At 48.8% G+C, this 19,166-nt stretch carries 15 protein-coding genes; 7 read left to right on the forward strand and 8 right to left on the reverse strand.

Annotated features, from left to right (window positions below; all coding sequences use genetic code 11):
* Nucleotides 1–133: 133 nt before the first annotated feature.
* Genes ABOC97_RS06470 through ABOC97_RS06485 form a run of 4 tightly spaced genes read left to right on the forward strand, consistent with a single transcriptional unit; the run spans nt 134 to nt 4,502 of the window.
* Nucleotides 134–910 (forward strand): ABC transporter permease, encoded by a 777-nt coding sequence (locus ABOC97_RS06470; RefSeq protein WP_349595384.1) that lies wholly within the window; start codon nt 134–136, stop codon nt 908–910.
* Complete coding sequence (locus tag ABOC97_RS06475; RefSeq protein ID WP_349595387.1) at nt 907–1,578, forward strand: ABC transporter ATP-binding protein; 672 nt, start codon at nt 907–909, stop codon at nt 1,576–1,578. The genes ABOC97_RS06470 and ABOC97_RS06475 overlap by 4 nt, the downstream gene beginning before the upstream one ends.
* An 8-nt stretch (nt 1,579–1,586) precedes the next feature.
* Nucleotides 1,587–3,878 (forward strand): capsular polysaccharide export protein, LipB/KpsS family, encoded by a 2,292-nt coding sequence (locus tag ABOC97_RS06480; RefSeq protein ID WP_349595390.1) that lies wholly within the window; start codon nt 1,587–1,589, stop codon nt 3,876–3,878.
* A gap of 3 nt (nt 3,879–3,881) precedes the next feature.
* Complete coding sequence (locus ABOC97_RS06485) at nt 3,882–4,502, forward strand: CatB-related O-acetyltransferase (RefSeq protein WP_349595393.1); 621 nt, start codon at nt 3,882–3,884, stop codon at nt 4,500–4,502.
* 20 nt (nt 4,503–4,522) lie between these two features.
* On the opposite strand, the gene ABOC97_RS06490 is transcribed toward ABOC97_RS06485, so the two are convergent.
* From ABOC97_RS06490 to rpsU, 7 genes are all read right to left on the reverse strand, one after another.
* A complete protein-coding gene (locus ABOC97_RS06490) occupies nt 4,523–5,767 on the reverse strand; it encodes a capsule biosynthesis protein (RefSeq protein ID WP_349595534.1) in 1,245 nt (414 codons plus the stop codon).
* Between the two features lie 29 nt (nt 5,768–5,796).
* Nucleotides 5,797–7,821 (reverse strand): capsular polysaccharide biosynthesis protein, encoded by a 2,025-nt coding sequence (locus tag ABOC97_RS06495; RefSeq protein ID WP_349595396.1) that lies wholly within the window; start codon nt 7,819–7,821, stop codon nt 5,797–5,799.
* A 110-nt stretch (nt 7,822–7,931) separates the two neighbouring features.
* Complete coding sequence (locus ABOC97_RS06500) at nt 7,932–9,605, reverse strand: polysaccharide biosynthesis/export family protein (protein WP_104652377.1); 1,674 nt, start codon at nt 9,603–9,605, stop codon at nt 7,932–7,934.
* A gap of 25 nt (nt 9,606–9,630) precedes the next feature.
* Entirely contained in the window at nt 9,631–10,782 is a 1,152-nt protein-coding gene (locus ABOC97_RS06505) for a capsule biosynthesis protein (protein WP_181539117.1), read from the reverse strand.
* Between the two features lie 885 nt (nt 10,783–11,667).
* Nucleotides 11,668–13,512 (reverse strand): RNA polymerase sigma factor RpoD, encoded by a 1,845-nt coding sequence (rpoD, locus tag ABOC97_RS06510; protein WP_234508372.1) that lies wholly within the window; start codon nt 13,510–13,512, stop codon nt 11,668–11,670.
* Nucleotides 13,513–13,783: 271 nt separating this feature from the next.
* Nucleotides 13,784–15,529: a DNA primase gene (gene dnaG / locus ABOC97_RS06515; RefSeq protein WP_234508370.1), complete on the reverse strand. Its 1,746-nt coding sequence runs from the start codon at nt 15,527–15,529 to the stop codon at nt 13,784–13,786.
* A 115-nt stretch (nt 15,530–15,644) separates the two neighbouring features.
* Nucleotides 15,645–15,860 (reverse strand): 30S ribosomal protein S21, encoded by a 216-nt coding sequence (gene rpsU / locus ABOC97_RS06520; protein ID WP_001144069.1) that lies wholly within the window; start codon nt 15,858–15,860, stop codon nt 15,645–15,647.
* A 235-nt stretch (nt 15,861–16,095) separates the two neighbouring features.
* Here rpsU and tsaD point away from each other — a divergent pair, with 235 nt between their 5' ends.
* Nucleotides 16,096–17,109, forward strand: coding sequence for a tRNA (adenosine(37)-N6)-threonylcarbamoyltransferase complex transferase subunit TsaD (gene tsaD / locus ABOC97_RS06525; RefSeq protein WP_234508368.1), 1,014 nt, complete (start codon nt 16,096–16,098; stop codon nt 17,107–17,109).
* A 52-nt stretch (nt 17,110–17,161) separates the two neighbouring features.
* Here tsaD and plsY read toward each other — a convergent pair whose 3' ends face one another.
* On the reverse strand, nt 17,162–17,779 hold the full coding sequence (gene plsY / locus ABOC97_RS06530) for a glycerol-3-phosphate 1-O-acyltransferase PlsY (RefSeq protein WP_349595401.1): 618 nt from the start codon (nt 17,777–17,779) through the stop codon (nt 17,162–17,164).
* A 107-nt stretch (nt 17,780–17,886) separates the two neighbouring features.
* On the opposite strand from plsY, the gene folB reads away from it, so the two are divergent.
* Together folB and bacA are read left to right on the forward strand one after the other, a co-directional pair.
* A complete protein-coding gene (folB, locus tag ABOC97_RS06535; RefSeq protein WP_349595404.1) occupies nt 17,887–18,246 on the forward strand; it encodes a bifunctional dihydroneopterin aldolase/7,8-dihydroneopterin epimerase in 360 nt (119 codons plus the stop codon).
* A 92-nt stretch (nt 18,247–18,338) separates the two neighbouring features.
* The gene (bacA, locus tag ABOC97_RS06540) at nt 18,339–19,160 is read left to right on the forward strand and encodes an undecaprenyl-diphosphate phosphatase (RefSeq protein WP_349595407.1); all 822 of its coding nucleotides are present in this window, start codon (nt 18,339–18,341) and stop codon (nt 19,158–19,160) included.
* Nucleotides 19,161–19,166 lie beyond the last annotated feature (6 nt).

The raw sequence follows: 19,166 nt of genomic DNA on the forward strand, positions 1-19,166 counted from the left end.
TCATCTTATTTTAAGCTGGCAATTAGCATGCTAATTGTTCTGACGCTTTCTATTCTAATTTATGCATTGAGTAATCTGGTTGCTAGAGCCAGGGGCGGTAGCGTGCTCAATCGCACCAAGGTAACAAATATCAATGGCCAGAAGTGGGTTAGAAGTACAACAGGCCGCCGTGAAGGCGCTGTTTCTGCGCGAGATTAAAACGCGTTTTGGCAAGTACCGATTAGGGTACCTCTGGGCGATCCTGGAGCCAGCCGCGCATCTGATGATCCTGTTAGCTGTTTTCGGTTTCATCATGCATCGGACTATGCCGGATATTTCGTTTCCGGTGTTTTTACTGAACGGCATTATCCCCTATTTTCTTTTTAGCAATATTGCTGTTCGATCCGTTGGGGCAATCGCCGCCAACCAGGGATTGTTTAACTATCGGCCTGTAAAGCCTATCGACACAATTATTGCCCGTGCTTTGCTAGAAACAGTTATCTATGTCGCTGTTTATATCTTATTGATGACGGTGGTTGGTCTGGCTGGTGAACAATTTGAAATCACCAACCTATTATCGTTAGCCTGTACGTGGTTTTTATTGGTTATCTTTTCCTGCGGTGTCGGATTGATCTTTATGGTCATGGGAAATACCCTCCCGGAAACAGAGAAGTTCTTACCTATATTTATTAAACCCCTCTACTTCATTTCATGCGTTATGTTCCCGTTGCATGCGATTCCGAAAGAGTACTGGCCGTATTTGCTATGGAATCCCATTGTGCATGTCGTTGAGTTAAGTCGATCTTCTGTTGTAGCAGGATATGAGAGTCAGGGGGTTAGTCTTAACTATTTATCTCTATGTTCACTGATTGTCTTTTTTATCGGACTATCTCTTTATCGTAACCGTGAAAAGGCAATGTTGACATCATGATTAAAATTGAAAATCTGACAAAATCTTACCGCACCCCAAAGGGTAGGCATTACGTTTTTAAAAATCTTAATATTGAGATTCCTGAAGGGAGAAGTATTGCTTTGATTGGGCGTAACGGGGCCGGTAAATCAACTTTACTTCGAATGATTGGTGGGATCGATAGACCTGATAGTGGGAAAATTACTACGAATAAAACTATTTCCTGGCCTGTAGGATTATCAGGTGGTTTTCAAGGGAGTCTAACCGGTCGAGAAAATGTTAAATTTGTCTCACGATTGTACGCAAAAAAAGATGAATTACGAGATAAGGTTGACTTCGTTGAGGCGTTTTCCGAGTTAGGTAAATATTTTGACATGCCGATCAAAACATACTCTTCAGGAATGAAGTCTAGATTAGGCTTTGGCTTGAGCATGGCATTTGATTTTGATTATTATTTAGTAGATGAAGTTACTGCGGTTGGCGATGCTAAATTTAAGATGAAGTGTGATGAGTTGTTTGATTTACGGCACAGAGAATCAAATTTTATTATGGTATCGCATAGTTTGAACTCATTAAAGAAATATTGTGATATCGCATTGTTAATTGATTTTGAAGACGGCGTTGAGCTTTATGAAACTGTTCAAAGTGCGATAGATGTTTATATGGAAAAAATTAACTCAAAATATTAAGGAATAATATGTTAACTATTATTACCCCAGTGTATTGTCAGTCAAAATCTGATCATATATATGAAAGAACTCTTTTTTTTATTGAGAGGTCGTATATATCTGAAAAAATTAAGAGAATAATTGTCGATTTTGGTAGTTTGACCTCGATAAGTGAGGAGTTAGAAAGGAAATGTTTTGAACATAATTTTGTATATGTCAATTTAGGTATGCAAGGGAATCCTTTTTCTGCAGGTGAGTGCAGAAATAAAGGTGTTTCAATGGCTAAAACAGAATATGTGACATTTCAAGATATTGATTTGTATGCTCCTGATTCAGTTTACGAAAATCTAATAAACCGTATTTCTGGATATGAATATTACAACGAAGTAGAATGCATTCCTTGTCTTTATTTAGCTGAGGATTTTTCTCAGGATTATGTATGTGATGGTTCATGGGAGAATATGCACTCTTTGAGTTATAAATATTATAGAGATAAGCATGAGTCTATAAAAATGTATGCTCCTGTGACATCTATGATAATTATAAAACGTCATTATTTAATGGAGTGTGGCGGCAATAATACCGAGTTTCACGGGCATGGTTACGAGGATTTCGAATTATTGAATCGAGTGGCTAACCGATCGAATAAATTCGTGCGTTCACGTGATTATTATAGTCATGAATATAAATATGACTCACCATATTATAATGGTTATCGTACTTTCTTCAGTTTGTTTGGTCGAGAGGCTATGGGGGAAAAAATATTTTTCGTTCATTTATGGCATCCGGAAAACTTAAATAAAAACTATTCTGAAAGAAATCAAATAAACAGGAATATTTTTAATAAATTAATAAGGAAGTTTGATAAAGAAGAATCTATGCCTGCTGCATTGACTGGTTATTCATCCTACGTTCAAGGCAAGACTTTAGTCCTGGCACCTAAGGAAGGCAAAACTGTTAATTCTATTAGAGTAGCAATGCCTTATTTGTCTCATTGTGTATACGCTCGAGATACTGATTTTACCAGTGTCGAGGAATTTGTTGAGTACCTGGGTGTTAATAGTGTTTCACGTGTTTTGTTTTTTAATTCTTATGCAAATGCACATCGGCTTGAACTATATAATAAATGTTTGCAGCTTGGATTATCAACTATAAATTATGATCGTGGTGGTCTTCCTGATACATGGTTTTTTGATCCAAATGGTTTTAATGCATCGAGTTCATCATACTCGCCTGATAATTGGGATAAAGAAATTAGTAGTGATCAAGTTGATAATGTCAGTGAGTTTATATTAAAAACATTATCTTCAAGTGATTCGCTTGAAAAAAATGGAGACAGAATTGGTGCATCTAATTTCATAAAAAAATATCACCTCGGAAATAAGAAGGTTTTATTTATTCCTTTGCAAAGACCAAATGATTCAGTAATAAAGTATTTTTCTGATAAAGTTTCTAGTGTCGATGGTTTTTTGGAGGAGGTAATAAGTTTAGCTTCTATGCCGGAAATGAATGGATGGCATGTGATAATAAAGAAACATCCACTGGAAAGCGATTGTTTGTTAAACTCCTTAAAGTGTCCTGACAATGTGACATTATTGAGTGATACTGATAATTTCTGTGATGCAATAATTTCTGCTGATGCGGTGATGCTTATCAATTCGGGTGTCGGTTTATATTCAATTATGGCTGGAAAACCAACTTTTAACCTTGGTTTAGCTTATTATTCGCACCCTGGGTTGTCTGTTAAATTAAACTCGGCACAAGATTTCTTAGAATATTTACCTGAATTGAAAATACCTAGTGTAGATAAGGTTAATAAATTCATTCACTATTTGATGAATGAATTTTATTCGATAGGTGAAACTCTTTATAAAGAAAGTATTAATTCCATAACTAAATCTAAAACAACAAATGCTGTATATACGGATTTTAGTGTATTAAGAATGCCAAATGATGATGGTGTTATGAAATCAATATGTCTAGAAAGGCGGAATACCCCATTTAAAATAAATACTTGCTATTATGAATATTATCGATCAGGAATTCTGTTGCGTGATAAAATACAACCACCAACTTCCGTAAAAGCATCGATAATAGAAAATAAGAAATCTTTGATTGATGTCTCAAGTAGTGATGGGAAAAAGAGTGCTAAACTGGTAGGTACCGGTGGTACTGTGGCTAATAATAGCAGGGTTATTTCAAGTGAAAATATTAAAAACACTGGAAAGTTAGGCCGAAAGGCTAAAAAATTGGTAAAAAATCCAGTTCTCTTTTTCTCTGATGCATTTAAAAATGTATCAAAAAGTAAATCTCAAGGATAAACAATGAGCGAGCATTCAGTTATCGCAAAATCTTCATCTATTTCACCGACAACAAAAGTTGAACATCCAATTCATTGTGGACCATCTTCTCAAATTCACGCAGAGTGTAATGTTGGGTGTTACCTTTTTTTAAATATTGGCAGCATTATTTATCCCCATGTAACTATTGGCCGATTTTGTTCGATAGCTAGGGGGTGTGAAATTGGAGTTGCTAACCATCCTACAACTTTTTTATCATCTCATAGCTTCCAATATCATAGTGCTCAATTTCCTAATGATCCTATATATAAAAATAACATTAAAAGAGTTTCTTGGCGTGGGCACCCTCCTACAAGTATTGGGAACGATGTCTGGATTGGGGCTCAGAGTATTATTAAGGCCGGCATAAAAATTGGCGATGGTGCTGTAATTGCAGCTAATTCAGTAGTGGTTAAGGATGTCCCTCCGTATTCTATTGTTGGAGGGACACCTGCTAAACAAATTAGGATGAGGTTCTCTGAAGAGCAAATTCGTAAACTGCTAAAACTTGAATGGTGGGCGCTCCCATTAAAGGATATTGGCAGTTTACCTTTTGATAATATTGATGAGTGCATAAAAGCTTTAGAAGATATAAGAGAATCATAGTTTTGTGTGATTTCTATTATTTAACTGTGTGAAATGTGCTTTGCGGTAATTTTTTTATCTGCAAACTTAGCATTAATAATAGTTTTGATTTTTTCTCCATAATACACCGCATTCACCTGGGTATTTGCCAACAAGTACCCACGGAACTTCTTAAACAGTTTCATATCCGGTTTAAACCCCGCCGTCCAGAATTGGTGCAGGTGCCCTTGATACGTCAGGCCTTTCATGTCGTACAGGGCATTGCCCATCACCTTCAGCGGTTTGTTGTGAATCAACGCTGAAATCCCCGCCGTACTGTTAATCGTCACCACTGCCTTGCTGTGCGTTAATAACTCCGGCATTGACAGATCGTGCACGTAAATCACCCGGTTTTTCACACCATACTTTTTGCTCAGTCGTTTGATAAGCGGGCCGTACAGACGGTGGCCGCGATCCATCGGATGATGCTTAATCACCAGAAACTCACTCATCGGCGCTTTGCGTGAGAACGAGAACATCACGTCGTTGATATAATCGCGAACGTCGTTATAGGGACTGTGATTGCGGATCTGGCTGTCGTTATAAACCTGTAGGATCGCCAGATAATAGCGCTGATCCAGCGTGGTTTGAAGTTTGCCAAGGACTTTGCGCTGCTTGAAACCATACCAGTGTTTACGCCACCAGGCGCGGGTCCAGCAGCGGGCCTCGTACCAGGGGGAGAACGATTTGTGGTGACGGTAGGCTGGAAACTCATGACGCGAGCGCCAGCTCACCAGATAATACCAGCAGGCGTGGGCATAACGTTTACCGCTGGATGGCTTCAGTGGTTGAACCTGTGGTGGTGGCATATCAGGCAGTGCGCGATAAAAGTCAGGATCTCGCGGCAGAGGTGAGAAGGCGTTAACGCCATCTTCCTCAACGGTAATAAAGTGCGGTCGCAGGTACCCTTCTTCGAAGGCAAGAAAACGGATGCCTTTTGCCTTCGCCCATGCGCGAGCGGCCTGATGAAGTGGGCGGCAGTCGCCGAAGCAAAGAATCGTATCGAAAGGGTAGGACTGCCAGGTTTCTTTTAACCAGCCAGGGAACTCCTGCGGAGTTTGCTGATAGGTCAGGTGGTTACGTTGGCGACAGTAAAAACGGTCACCACCGTTGAACACCACGTTAACAGCCTCGCGCTCCAGCGTTTCCAGCCAGTTTGCAACGTCGTTAAAGAATGGCCCCATCGGCCCCTGTAGCAGCAGGTATTTTTTACCTGCCAGCAGTTTTTTTACGGTAGCGTTATGCATCATTTTCCCTTGCATCTTTGTCGACGGCGTCAGCCGAATCGCACTTTGTAAAACATCTGCAACTTTCGATATTGCCTGGCAAGGCGGCCAATACTCTTTTGGCTCACCTTCATCTCGCCACGTGGCGCGTTGCGTAGCCACTGCACCGCCTCTTCAACCGCCATCGGCTCCAGCCGTTGCGGATGAATGTAGGTCGGGTAGGCGATAAGCGCCTGCCACACTAAATCAGTAAGACTCAGCCGGCGAGTTCGGCGGTCGGTGTGGTGTTCGTCATGGGTCAGCCCCCATCCGGCGTAAAATGGCAGGCCATAGCAGAACACTTTCTTACCGTGTAGCAGCGCCTCAAAACCCGAGAGCGACGTCATGGTATGCAGCTCATCGGCGTGTTGAATGCACTGAATAATATCGGCATCCAGAGCCTGGCAATCGGCCCACTTCGCCACGTCATCACCGCTGACCGCGCCCTTACGGTTGCCAACCAGGACATCCGGATGCGGCTTAAAAACGATAAAGGCATCCGGGTTGCGTTCGCGTACTGTGCGCAGCAGATCGCGGTTGGTATTGATGGACAGGGCGCCGGTCGCAATGGAGGCGTCATCCTCAACCTGACCCGGCACGAGCAACACACGTTTGCCCCGTGCCTGCGGCGGAAGTTGCCAATCCTCGCCGAGGTTGTATTTGCTGAGCTTATGCGCAACCAGTGAATGGCGCAGAGTATCCGCACGTTGCTGTTGGCTTAGGTTCAGCTGACTGGCATTGAGCAGACTTTCCAGGTCGCTTGGGCGCGTGGCATCGTAATAAATGCCTGTTTTATCCAGCACCAGCGACAACGGAGCGAGCAGGTCGGAGCCGAGGCCCGACGAGCGAATAAACCCATCTTCCATCCGCCATAACGGCAGCCCTTGTTGCTTTGCCTGCTGTTGCCATCGCGCTTCTCCGCGCGTCCCCCAGGCGATCAACGCCGTGGCGGTCGGGCATTGGCTGGCAAAACGAACCCGGTTGTCGCTGGTCTGTAAATAGGGTTTGAGAATGGCACTTTTCCACAGGCTGAGCCCTGGAGCCCATAGCGTTCCAGTACGAGTAAGGCGATGCTGGCGCTGTTGGCTCAGCCAGGCCACGACGCTTCCCAGCGTGCTCGCGCTGCCGGTCACTGGATGACGATAATGGCTGTAACGCAGATACGCTGCGATAAACAGCTCGACTAACGGTGCGTTGCCGCGTCGGGCGGCGAGCGTTGCAGCCTGTGGGTGGCGGTCGTCGGTCAGCCCCCATCCGGCATACCAGGGTTGGCCAAAGCACGTTACCGGCTTACTCGCCAACAATGCTTCGAAGCCGTACTGTGACGTAACGACATAGACATGTTTGACATGGCGCAGTAGCGATTGTGGGCTAACGTCTTCAGCGAACAGCCGTACCTGCGCGTCATTTTTTAATCCGGCGAAGTACCCGGCTTTTTTGCCGCACAGCACGTCGGGGTGAACCTTGACCCAGACTTCAGCGTCCGGGTTTTCCGCGCAGGCGGTATCGAGCATCCGGCGGAAAGCATCAGCATCAGCATTGCCTTTACTGACCGAGACATCGCCAAAGGTCTGATCAACCACCAGAACGCAAGGAGCCATCGTAGCCGGAGGGGAAAATGGTGGCGCCTTGTTGTATTTCGAGAGATCGCTATCGACGATGGCCGTCATCAGGTCGCGCGCTTGCTGGTGATGGCACGCGTTGCCAGCGCTATCTTTAATTAATGCTTCGAGTTCGCTAGGCGTGGAGGCGTCGTAGTAGATACCCTGGCTATCAATAACCATCGATAGCGGCGGCGCACCTTCTACCCCCAGCCCCAGAGAGCGGATAAAACCGTCCTCCAGTCGAATGACCGGCAGCCCGGCCTCCGTCGCCAGCTCGACCGGCTTTTGCGCGCTCGGGCGGTAGCCCCAGACAGCCACCGCCGTCACCCCTTCCGGGATGGGCGCGCGGGTGCTTAATTTGACGCGATTACCCGGCAGTAAATTGTCGAGGAATGGAATGCGCCAAATGCCTGAGGAATAAATGCCCAGCATGTATATCTATGTCCCTAATTCGATGGGTGGATGGTGAAAAAATATCGCCCAGGTTGTCGGGTTCGCTCTCCCTGTCAGCACAGGGAGAGCGTGAACATCAAAGGTCAGACTTAAAAATCGAGGATCACTTTCGCGGCGACCGCCAGCTGGTACAGGATGGTCGAAATCCCACGCGTAACTTCGATGTTCTTGGTCTCGTAGTTCGGCAGAACCATAATTTCGTCGCCCGGTTTTAGCGATCCAGCATCGCTGGCACTCAGCGTTTCGCCGTTCTGACGGATAACAATGATCTTCGCTTTGCTGGACTTCTGAGTCAGGCCGCCACATTTCTTGATGTAGTCATCAGCATCCATTCCTTTCTCCCAACTGACGGCGTTCGGGAACAGAACTTCCCCGTGTACCATCACCAGTGAGCTCTTCTCTGGAATGACAATAACGTCACCGTCTTCCAGCAGAACGGAATCAATATTCGCTTCGTTAAGCACGACTTCACCCTTCGGCACGACGGTACGGGCTTTAGCGACGAAACGGCTGACTAGCTGCGCTTCCTGCATGCGCAGACGAGCTTCTTCCTGAGTGGCTGACTGGGCGGAGAGCGATGCTTGTTCCAGCTTCTGCAGAGAAACGGTCAGCATCTCTTTTTGCCGCTCGGCGACCGATCTGCGGTAGAGCTGAATGGCGTTGAGCTGCGACATGCTGTTCGGACGAATTTGCGCAATCACCTGACGCATTGAAGCGCCGTATGGCAGTACTACAGCGTGCTCGCCGGAGTGAGCGCCATCAATACGCACCTGGATTGTGCCCGCATAGCGATCTGAACTGATGATCAGCTTGTCGCCATCCTGCAACATGCGGCCTGCCGCGGAGCTCAGCGGGAAGTACTCACTGCGCTTCATCGTGCCTTGCTGGCGGATGATGGTCATGTGGGTGGCACCCGGCTTAGGTCGTGCCCAGCTCAGGGCTTCTGTCACCGGAATGCTGCTATTGGCAAATTCGAAGTCGTAGCCGTTAAAAACGTCGCCTTCAACGCTAAAGGTGTGCTGGCGTGGGCCAACGACGATGGTATCGCCATCGACAAACTGCGACAGGCCAAGCTGGCCGTTGAGCAGGAACTCATACAGATTCACGCGAGAACGTACTTTCGTGCCGCGTTTAACGATGATATCCACGTAGCTGCCGCGATCGCTATCGACGCCGCCGGCTTTGCTCAGGTAGTTGAGCAGTGAGTCAGACGCCACGCCACCGTACAGGCCTGGGTTACGTACGTAGCCGGTGACAAAGACTTTGACTGGCTGAGCCTGCAACAGGGAGGCGTAGACGTTCACGTTAGCCTGATAGACTTCTTTGATTTTGCTTTCAACCAGGCTGTTCAACTGGGCATTCGTCACGCCGGTGACTTTTAGCGGCCCGACGTTAGGCAGGAAGATATTGCCTTTCGGATCGACGGTCAGCGCGCCTTCAAAGTTAAAAGCACCCCACAGGCGTACCTGAATGGTGTCCCCGAGGCCGATAACATAGCTCGGGTTAAAACCGATGCTTGTGCCTCCGGCAGCACTGGTGGCGGTAAACAACTGGGCGCCGAACATGCGGCTGTTCTCGACGGCTGGTAGCGGTGATGGCGTGTCGTCAAAGCCAGAGACGACAGGTGTCTCGCCGCTTTTTCCCGAGATTATCGAGGGTAGCGGTGCCGCACCGGTAAGATTCGGATCGGCGCTGATACCGACTGCGCTGGCCGCGGTGGCCTGGCATGCCAGAATCACCAGCGCCGATTTCACTAATTTCATGGTCACTTGTATGCTCGTTTTACTTTTAATCTTTATGGTCTTCGATGACGGCAAGCAGCAGTTTCACCGTGCCGAACAGCAGGCTGCATACCAGCAGCCAACTAGCCAGTAGATAGAGTTTATTGGGATAACTGGACTCTTCAGGGAGCTGCGGTGAGCTAATCACGGACAGAACTTTTAACTTACGCGCGCTCTCAAGTCGGGTTTTCTCGATTGCCTTCAGCGCCATGCTGTAGAGGTCGGTATCAAAGGCGACGCGGGCTTTGATCTCTTCAAAGTCGGCAGCCATGCTATTGAGCTTGTTGGTTCCAGGCGCGGTAATTTTGCTCTGCTCTTTGTCTATCTGCGCCTGCAATGAGTTGACTGAGTTACGGGTACTGACTACCTGCGGGGCATCTTCACGCAGATAGGTAAGCTGATTGCGCAGCTCTGCTTCCAGGTCAATTTTCTTCGCCATCAACGTATTGATTAACGTGCTGGCTGCAACGGCAGAAGCTTCCGGATCGAGGACGTTGTTTTTGTTCTGATAGGCCAGGAGCTCAGCTTTGCTGTTATCAAGGCGCAGGCGTGCCTGCTGCAATTCTTCTTGCGCAAAGTTCAATTGGTCGCGGGCAATACGGTGCGACAGCTCGTTGATAAAGCGCTCAGACTCTTTCAGCACCGCCTGGTTGAAACGCTGGGCGAACTCTGGGGTGAATCCCTGAGTCTGAATAGCCAGTAGCCCTGCCTTATCGTCGTAGGTGATAGAGATACGGTCACGATAGTAGTTAAGGAATTGTTCGGCCGTCGTGTTTTGCGCCAGATGGTTGATAAAATCCAGCCCGCTTTGGCTCCACGCATCGTGGAAATTGAGCATTTTATTCAACACACGCAGCATATCCGCCGAGTTGATGTATTCCTTCAGGTAGAGGGAATCTTCCGCAGAGCTTGGGTTAGAGGCACCCAGCAACAGGCCGACGTTGAGGCTGCTGCCTTCGATATCGCTAGGTCGTTTGACGGCGACCGTGGATTCGCTCATATAGCGCGGCTGGCTGAAGATCAGCAGATAGACAACCAACAACGACATAGGGGCCACAATAATGATGCGGGCGAGATGCTGCTGTATCCAGGCAAGATTGATTTTGCAGGTGCGGGCACGCAGTGTGCTGACCAATTCCTTTACTTTATCTTTAAACATTTCACTTTCAACATTAAGAAGCTCTGGCGAGTACCGCCAGCGCGTGCAGATCTTTAATTGCTAACGCGGTAATAATCGAAATCCGATTTGTTTATCCCAGGGATGATGATGTGGCTTTTATGACTGAGAATAATGGCCTGCGCCTTTGCTAGCTTTTTGTGTGCTGGAGCCTGTTGAGTCGACAGTTCCATGTCCTTCTACTTACGTATAACCCGTGTCATTTCCCTTAACCAAAGCCCGTGCGTTGGGGTAAAGCGGCGGATGTACCGACCAATCCGATGGAGTGAAGTCATCACTAATTCTAAAAAGGCAAAAGAACACCCTGCCTCTAAAGCACAGCTAATGTATTGATACAATCAAATGAATAATTGTGTAATTTGACATGTTTTTTATTTTGACTTTTTTTACCACAGGCTAGGTGCTTTAACAACCTCATTAGGATGATTCTTACTATTATTAATGGTGGGGTTCGCATCATGAATAATTTTCTTGATAAATTCAGCGAGTATTTAGTCTGAATGATGGATAGAAAACATGGGGTGGGATCGAAATTTTATGATTTCAACGTATTGATTTTAATATGTTTAATGGTTTAAAAGTGAGCAATTAATGCATTTTTATGAGACGGTGAGGGGACTGCACTACTAACATGGGTGACTTGTTTTTTTGAAATAGTTAGGCAGATAAAATATTATTATTGCTTATAAATGGCTGAGCCTTTAATAATGAAAAAATAATGATTAATACGTAGTGTCTTTGGCGAGTTATGTGATCTCTACGTGGTTAATTCCGGTAGGGGAAATATTGATTCCGGGTGTGTGAGATTGTAGACATAAAAAACGCCACCCGATAGGGTGGCGTTTTACGTTCAACTGACGAGAGATATTAATCGTCCAGGAAGCTACGCAGCACTTCAGAGCGGCTTGGGTGACGCAGTTTACGCAGCGCCTTCGCTTCGATCTGACGGATACGTTCGCGGGTTACGTCGAACTGTTTACCCACTTCTTCCAGCGTGTGGTCGGTGTTCATATCGATACCGAAACGCATACGCAGAACTTTCGCTTCACGGGCGGTCAGGCCAGCAAGCACGTCGTGCGTGGCAGCACGCAGGCTCTCGGTGGTCGCAGAGTCCAGCGGCAGCTCGAGGGTGGTATCCTCGATGAAATCACCCAGATGTGAATCTTCATCGTCGCCGATTGGCGTTTCCATGGAGATTGGCTCTTTGGCAATTTTCAGCACTTTACGGATTTTGTCTTCCGGCATCAGCATACGTTCAGCCAGCTCTTCCGGCGTTGGTTCACGACCCATTTCCTGCAGCATCTGGCGGGAGATACGGTTGAGCTTGTTAATCGTCTCAATCATATGCACCGGGATACGGATGGTGCGCGCCTGGTCTGCGATAGAACGGGTGATCGCCTGACGGATCCACCAGGTTGCATAGGTGGAGAACTTATAGCCGCGACGGTATTCAAACTTATCAACCGCTTTCATCAGGCCGATGTTACCTTCCTGAATCAGGTCAAGGAACTGCAGACCGCGGTTGGTGTATTTCTTGGCGATAGAAATAACCAGACGTAAGTTCGCTTCAACCATCTCTTTCTTCGCACGGCGAGCTTTCGCTTCACCGATGGACATACGACGGTTGATGTCTTTAACCTGCTCGATGGTCAGGCCGGTTTCTTCTTCAATCTGACGCAGTTTCTGCAGACCACGGTGAACGTCATCCGCCACATCGTGCAGTTTTTCAGACCATGGTTTGTTCATCGCGATAGCCGCGTTGAACCAGGTATCGCTGGTCTCATTGCCGGTGAACAGGGTGATGAAGTTCTTTTTCGGCATTTTGCACTGCTCAACGCACATCTTCATGATGATACGTTCCTGGGTACGCACGCGGTCCATCATGGTACGCATGCTGTTAACCAGGTAGTCGAACTGTTTCGGTACCAGACGGAATTGCTTGAAGACTTCAGACAGCTTCTGGATCTCTTCCTGAGCGGCTGCGTGGCTGCGGCCCTTGGCTTTGATCGTATCGCGAGTCAGTTCGTACTGAGTACGCAGCTCACCGAATTTTTCACGCGCCAGCTCTGGGTCGATGCTGTTGTCATCGTCGCTGCTATCGTCGTCGTCGTCTTCTTCTTCATCTTCGTCGTCATCCATCTCTTCCTGAGACAGTTCGGAGCCCACGTGAGTTGCGGTTGGCGCCATGTCTTCTTCAGCGTTTGGATCGACGAAACCGGTGATAAGGTCGGACAGACGTGCTTCTTCTGCTTCAACGCGATCGTACTGTTCCAGCAGATAGGTGATTGCTTCCGGGTATTCGGCAACGGAACACTGTACCTGGTTGATCCCGTCTTCAATACGCTTGGCGATGTCGATTTCACCTTCACGGGTCAGCAGCTCTACGGTACCCATTTCGCGCATATACATACGCACGGGGTCAGTAGTACGCCCGATTTCAGATTCCACGCTGGACAGAACTTGTGCAGCCGCTTCTTCTGCGTCTTCATCAGTGTTGTTGGAGGTTTCAGCCAGCAACAGATCATCGGCATCCGGCGCTTCTTCCATCACCTGAATGCCCATGTCGTTGATCATTTGGATGATGTCTTCGATCTGATCTGAATCGACGATATCTTCCGGCAGATGGTCATTGACCTCGGCATAGGTCAGATAGCCTTGCTCTTTACCACGTTGGACAAGAAGCTTGAGCTGTGACTGCGGGTTTTGCTCCATAAGACGGTATCCACACTTAATTCATTTGATTGGTGTCGGCCGGCGAACGAACCGCCGACATTTAATGCGAGGGCGTACTTATATTAATGCCGCTGCGCCTCGGTGCGGCTGTCGGGGGCTACCCGATAGGTATTCGGCAGTTAAGCCGTTAAATACTTTATCTTTCACGTTGTCTCTGCGTTAGCTGTATTCCCGAATCCTGGTCATGTACTGGTGTACACTCCCTGGAATTCGTTCACTTGCTGCCTTGATACAACGTGAATGATTTTGTCTATTTCCTGGCCAGTTCCTGGTTCAGTGTCCAGAGTTCCCGGCGTTCTTCGCTGCTTAAACCGTGTGTGCGATCGCGAGCTATCAACTCTTCTTGTCGCAGTACAAGCAACGAATCAAACATATGGTTGAGCGAGTCGGTGAAGGTTTCTTCAGCAATATCCTTATCTGCTATATCGTCCCACATCGACAGTTTTTCAAGGGTTGCCGCTTCATTTGTCCCGCGATATTGCTCTAAAAGTTGACCAGTGGTCAGACCGGGTTGAGCTAAACAGGTATTTACCAGTTCGGAAAACAGCTTCAGGCCCGGCAATTTTTTCGGATCGAGCCCGGCGAGTGGTGGCACCCGCGGCGCGAGATCGGGGTTTTGCACCAGCAACCCTATAAGTATACGCATGGTCGTGCGTTTTAGCTGTTGAGTCGGGCGTACGACGCCACTTTCTGCCTGTTTTGGCATTAAACGATCAAGCGCGGCGTCGTCGAAAATCCCTAACTTCAGCCCTAGCGTCTGGCGCAGGTGAATACGGTGCGCATCGCCTGGAACCTGACTGATAAGCGGCAACGCCAGTGCGGCGAGCTGGGTACTACCATCTGGCGTACTCAGGTCAACCTGTGGCAATAGGCTGTTAAATAAGAACATGGAGAGCGGTTGTGCATGCTCCATCCGTGCCTCAAAAGCCTCTTTGCCTTCTTTACGTACCAGCGTATCCGGGTCTTCACCGTCGGGCAGGAACATAAAGCGTAGCTGACGGCCATCGGTCATGTACGGCATGGCGGTTTCTAATGCACGCCATGCGGCATCACGCCCGGCACGGTCGCCGTCGTAACAGCAAATTACGTTGTTTGTCGCACGAAATAGCATATGGATGTGGTCAGCCGTGGTCGAAGTGCCCAGCGAGGCAACGGCATAGTTGATACCGTATTGCGCCAGTGCGACGACATCCATATAACCTTCGACAACCAGCAGACGCGGTGGTTCAGCGTTGTGCTGCTGGGCTTCATAAAGGCCATACAGCTGGCGACCTTTATGGAAAATATCGGTTTCCGGGGAGTTCAGGTATTTCGGCGTATCGTTACCGAGTACGCGGCCACCAAAACCAATTACCCGGCCTCGTTTGTCGCGAATCGGGAACATTACACGATTGCGGAAACGGTCGTACGTTCTACCCTGGTCGTTGGTGACCAGCATTCCGGCATCGAGCAACAGCTTTCTGTTGTCGACATTTCCGCCGAAACGTTTTAATGCGTTATCCCAGCCTGGCGGTGCAAAACCAATAGCAAAACGCTGGACAATCTCGGCACTGAGGCCGCGTTGCTCCAGGTACTGGCGGGCAGGCTCGGCGTTGGGTTGGGCGAAGGATTGCTGATAAAACGCGTTCAATCCATCCATGAGCTGATAGAGATTCTGTCGTTGATGACGCTCTATTTGACTCAGGCCCGTTCCGGCTTCATACGGCACATCAAGATTGTGCATGGCTGCCAGTTCTTCAACGGTTTCAACGAACTCGAGCTTGTCGTAGTTCATTAAAAAGTCGATGGCATTACCGTGCGCGCCGCAGCCGAAGCAGTGGTAAAACTGCTTATCACCATTTACGGTGAAAGAAGGGGATTTTTCATTATGGAATGGACAGCACGCATGGTAATTCTTGCCCTGCTTTTTCAGCTTCACCCGTGCATCGATGAGATCGATGATGTCGGTGCGCGCCAGCAGGTCACTAATAAATACGCGTGGGATTCGTCCAGCCATAGGCCCCGTTTATTTTAATGACGTATAAACGAAAACAAGCCGCGCATTCCTTTCGGAAGCACGGCCTTGCAACTACAACTCGGTCTGACAATTGAGAGCTGACGCCCTCAAGAGATTAGTACAGACGAGTACGGCGTGCGTTTTCGCGAGCCAGTTTCTTCGCGTGACGTTTCACTGCAGAAGCTTTAGCGCGCTTACGTTCGGTCGTTGGTTTTTCATAGAACTCACGACGACGAACTTCTGCCAGAACACCTGCTTTCTCGCATGAACGTTTGAAGCGACGCAGTGCTACGTCGAACGGCTCGTTTTCACGTACTTTAATTACCGGCATGTAACTCTCACCTTTATAAATTCGGTTTGCCGCTGGCATCGGCGCCAGCTTATTTCAAAATGGTGCGGAATTTTACTGCAACTACTGCTGCTTTGTAAAGCACCGATGCTCTTTTTGAAATAGACTTTTTAAGGGTGAGGAGTATACACGAAGTGGCGTCCAGGGGTGAGCAAAGTTTTACATCCCGGGTTATTCGCCCTACACTGCGCGGTATTGAAACGAGGTAAATCTAGCCATGCGTGTACTGGGTATTGAAACATCCTGCGATGAAACCGGCATCGCTATCTATGACGATGAAAAAGGTCTGTTAGCCAACCAACTGTATAGTCAGGTGAAATTACACGCTGATTACGGCGGCGTTGTTCCTGAACTGGCCTCGCGCGATCACGTGCGTAAAACAGTTCCGCTGATTCAGGCGGCGTTAAAAGAAGCCAATCTGACGGCAAAAGATATTGATGCAGTGGCCTATACCGCTGGCCCTGGGCTGGTTGGCGCGCTGCTGGTCGGCGCAACCGTCGGTCGTTCGCTGGCATTTGCGTGGGATGTCCCCGCCATTGCGGTACACCATATGGAAGGGCACCTGCTGGCGCCGATGCTGGAAGACAATCCACCGGAATACCCGTTCGTGGCGCTGCTGGTTTCCGGCGGCCATACGCAGCTGATTAGCGTGACCGGTATTGGCGAATACGCGCTGTTGGGCGAGTCTATCGATGACGCCGCCGGTGAAGCCTTCGATAAAACGGCGAAGCTGCTGGGGCTGGATTATCCGGGGGGGCCGATGCTGTCAAAAATGGCCTCGCAGGGGACGGAAGGGCGTTTTGTCTTCCCGCGTCCAATGACCGATCGCCCTGGGCTTGATTTTAGCTTCTCGGGCCTGAAAACCTTCGCCGCCAACACGATCCGTAATAACGACAATGACGACCAAACCCGCGCTGATATTGCCCGGGCGTTTGAAGATGCGGTGGTGGATACGCTGATGATCAAGTGCAAGCGCGCGCTGGATCAAACAGGGTTTAAACGTCTGGTGATGGCAGGGGGCGTGAGCGCTAACCGTACGCTGCGGGCGAAACTGGCTGAAATGATGCAAAAACGCCGTGGAGAAGTGTTCTATGCACGTCCGGAATTTTGCACCGATAACGGCGCGATGATTGCTTACGCAGGAATGGTGCGGCTGAAAACGGGCGCGAATTCCTCGCTGGGCGTGACCGTTCGTCCGCGCTGGCCGCTGGCTGAACTACCGGCCGCCTGATCTACAGTAACCCGGCTGAGCGTCGCGACGCCGGGCTACATCAACTCTTACGCTATTCTGCGTCTTTCTGCTTACGCTTTTTAAACCATTCCCAGACCTTCGTTTCCTGACGTCGCCACAGACGCTGAATGTTGTCATGATGGCGCAGCAGAATCAGGCACGAGAGCATGGAGACGGGAAAGGTGTATTGCGGTTTAAACCACCAGACATAAAATGGCGCCACTAATGCGCTGACGATGGCACCCAGCGAAGAATAGCCGCTGAGCAGAATGGTGAGCAGCCAGGTGCCCGCCATAACGCCGGTCAAATCCAGGCCGATAGGGGCTATTGCGCCAAATGCGGTGGCGACACCTTTTCCGCCATGGAAATGGAAAAATACCGGCCAGATATGGCCCAGACAGGCGGCGATAGCGACCAGCCCAAGCCAGAAAGGGGATAAGCCAAGCGCGTACGCGCCCCAGACGGGAAGCATCCCTTTCAGGACGTCGAAAATCAGTACGGCTACAGCAGCGCCTTTACCGCCAATACGTAAAACGTTGGTGGCTCCAGGATTACCCGAGCCACTGCTGCGAGGATCAGGGAACCCCGCAATGCGGCAGACCAGAATGGCACTGGAGATTGAGCCGCAAAGGTAGGCAAGGAGAATCATTCCAGGCTCGATTGCACTCATAACGCTGTTCCATTTTGAAAATGTCGAAGTATTCTCTGCATCTGTGGATAATACGCATAATTCGCCGGAAGTGGTATCCGGTTTAGCCTAAAACCAAGCAGGTCGTGATGGATATTGTATTTATAGAGCAACTTTCGGTAATCACCACTATTGGTGTTTATGACTGGGAACAGACCATTGAACAGAAGCTGGTGTTCGATATCGAATTAGGCTGGGATAACCGTAAAGCGGCGGCCAGCGACAACGTCGCAGACTGCCTCAGCTATGCTGATATCAGTGAAGCGGTGGTCAAACACGTAGAAGGCAGCCGTTTTGCGCTGGTTGAACGCGTGGCGGAAGAGCTGGCCGAGCTTCTGATGTCGCGCTTTAACTCGCCGTGGGTGCGTATTAAAGTCAGCAAACCTGGCGCTGTCGCCCGGGCGGCCAACGTTGGGGTTATTATCGAGCGTGGCCATAATCTGAAATAAAGTCATTAGACGTCATATAACTTAAACCAAAGTGATTTATACCGGTCATAGTGCCGGGTTTATTTTATTGTTTACTTTTAAGGGTTTATTTAATGAGCGATATACACTCGCTGCTGGTGGCGGCAATTCTGGGTGTGGTCGAAGGATTGACGGAATTCCTGCCTGTCTCCAGCACCGGCCACATGATCATCGTCGGCCACTTGCTGGGTTTTGAAGGCGAAACGGCGAAAACGTTTGAGGTGGTTATCCAGCTCGGTTCAATTCTCGCGGTGGTCGTGATGTTCTGGCGTCGCCTGTTCGGGCTGATTGGCATTAATTTTGGCCGTCCGCCGGTGCATGAAGGCGAGGGCTCTGGTCGCCTGTCGCTGATTCACATCCTGCTGGGGATGATTCCTGCGGTGGTATTGGGATTGGTCTTCCACGATGCGATTAAATCGCTCTTTAACCCGATTAACGTCATGTACGCGCTGGTGGTCGGTGGCGTATTGCTGATTGCGGCAGAATGTCTGAAGCCGAAAACGCCTCGCGCGGTGGGGATTGATGATATGACCTATCGTCAGGCGTTTATGATTGGCTGCTTCCAGTGTCTGGCGCTATGGCCGGGCTTTTCACGCTCTGGGGCGACGATTTCCGGCGGGATGCTGATGGGCGTGAGCCGCTATGCGGCCTCCGAGTTCTCTTTCCTGCTCGCCGTACCGATGATGATGGGGGCTACGGCGCTGGATCTCTATAAGAGCTGGCACTTCCTGACCGTTGGCGATATTCCAATGTTTGCCGTTGGGTTTGTGATGGCTTTCCTGGTCGCGCTGGTAGCCATTAAAACCTTCCTGAAGCTGATTAAACGTATCTCGTTTATTCCGTTTGCGATCTACCGTTTCATCGTCGCAGCAGTCGTTTACGTCGTCTTCTTCTAAAAGACT

This window comes from Kluyvera huaxiensis (genome assembly GCF_040149365.1).
Taxonomy (GTDB): Bacteria; Pseudomonadota; Gammaproteobacteria; order Enterobacterales; family Enterobacteriaceae; genus Kluyvera; species Kluyvera intermedia_A.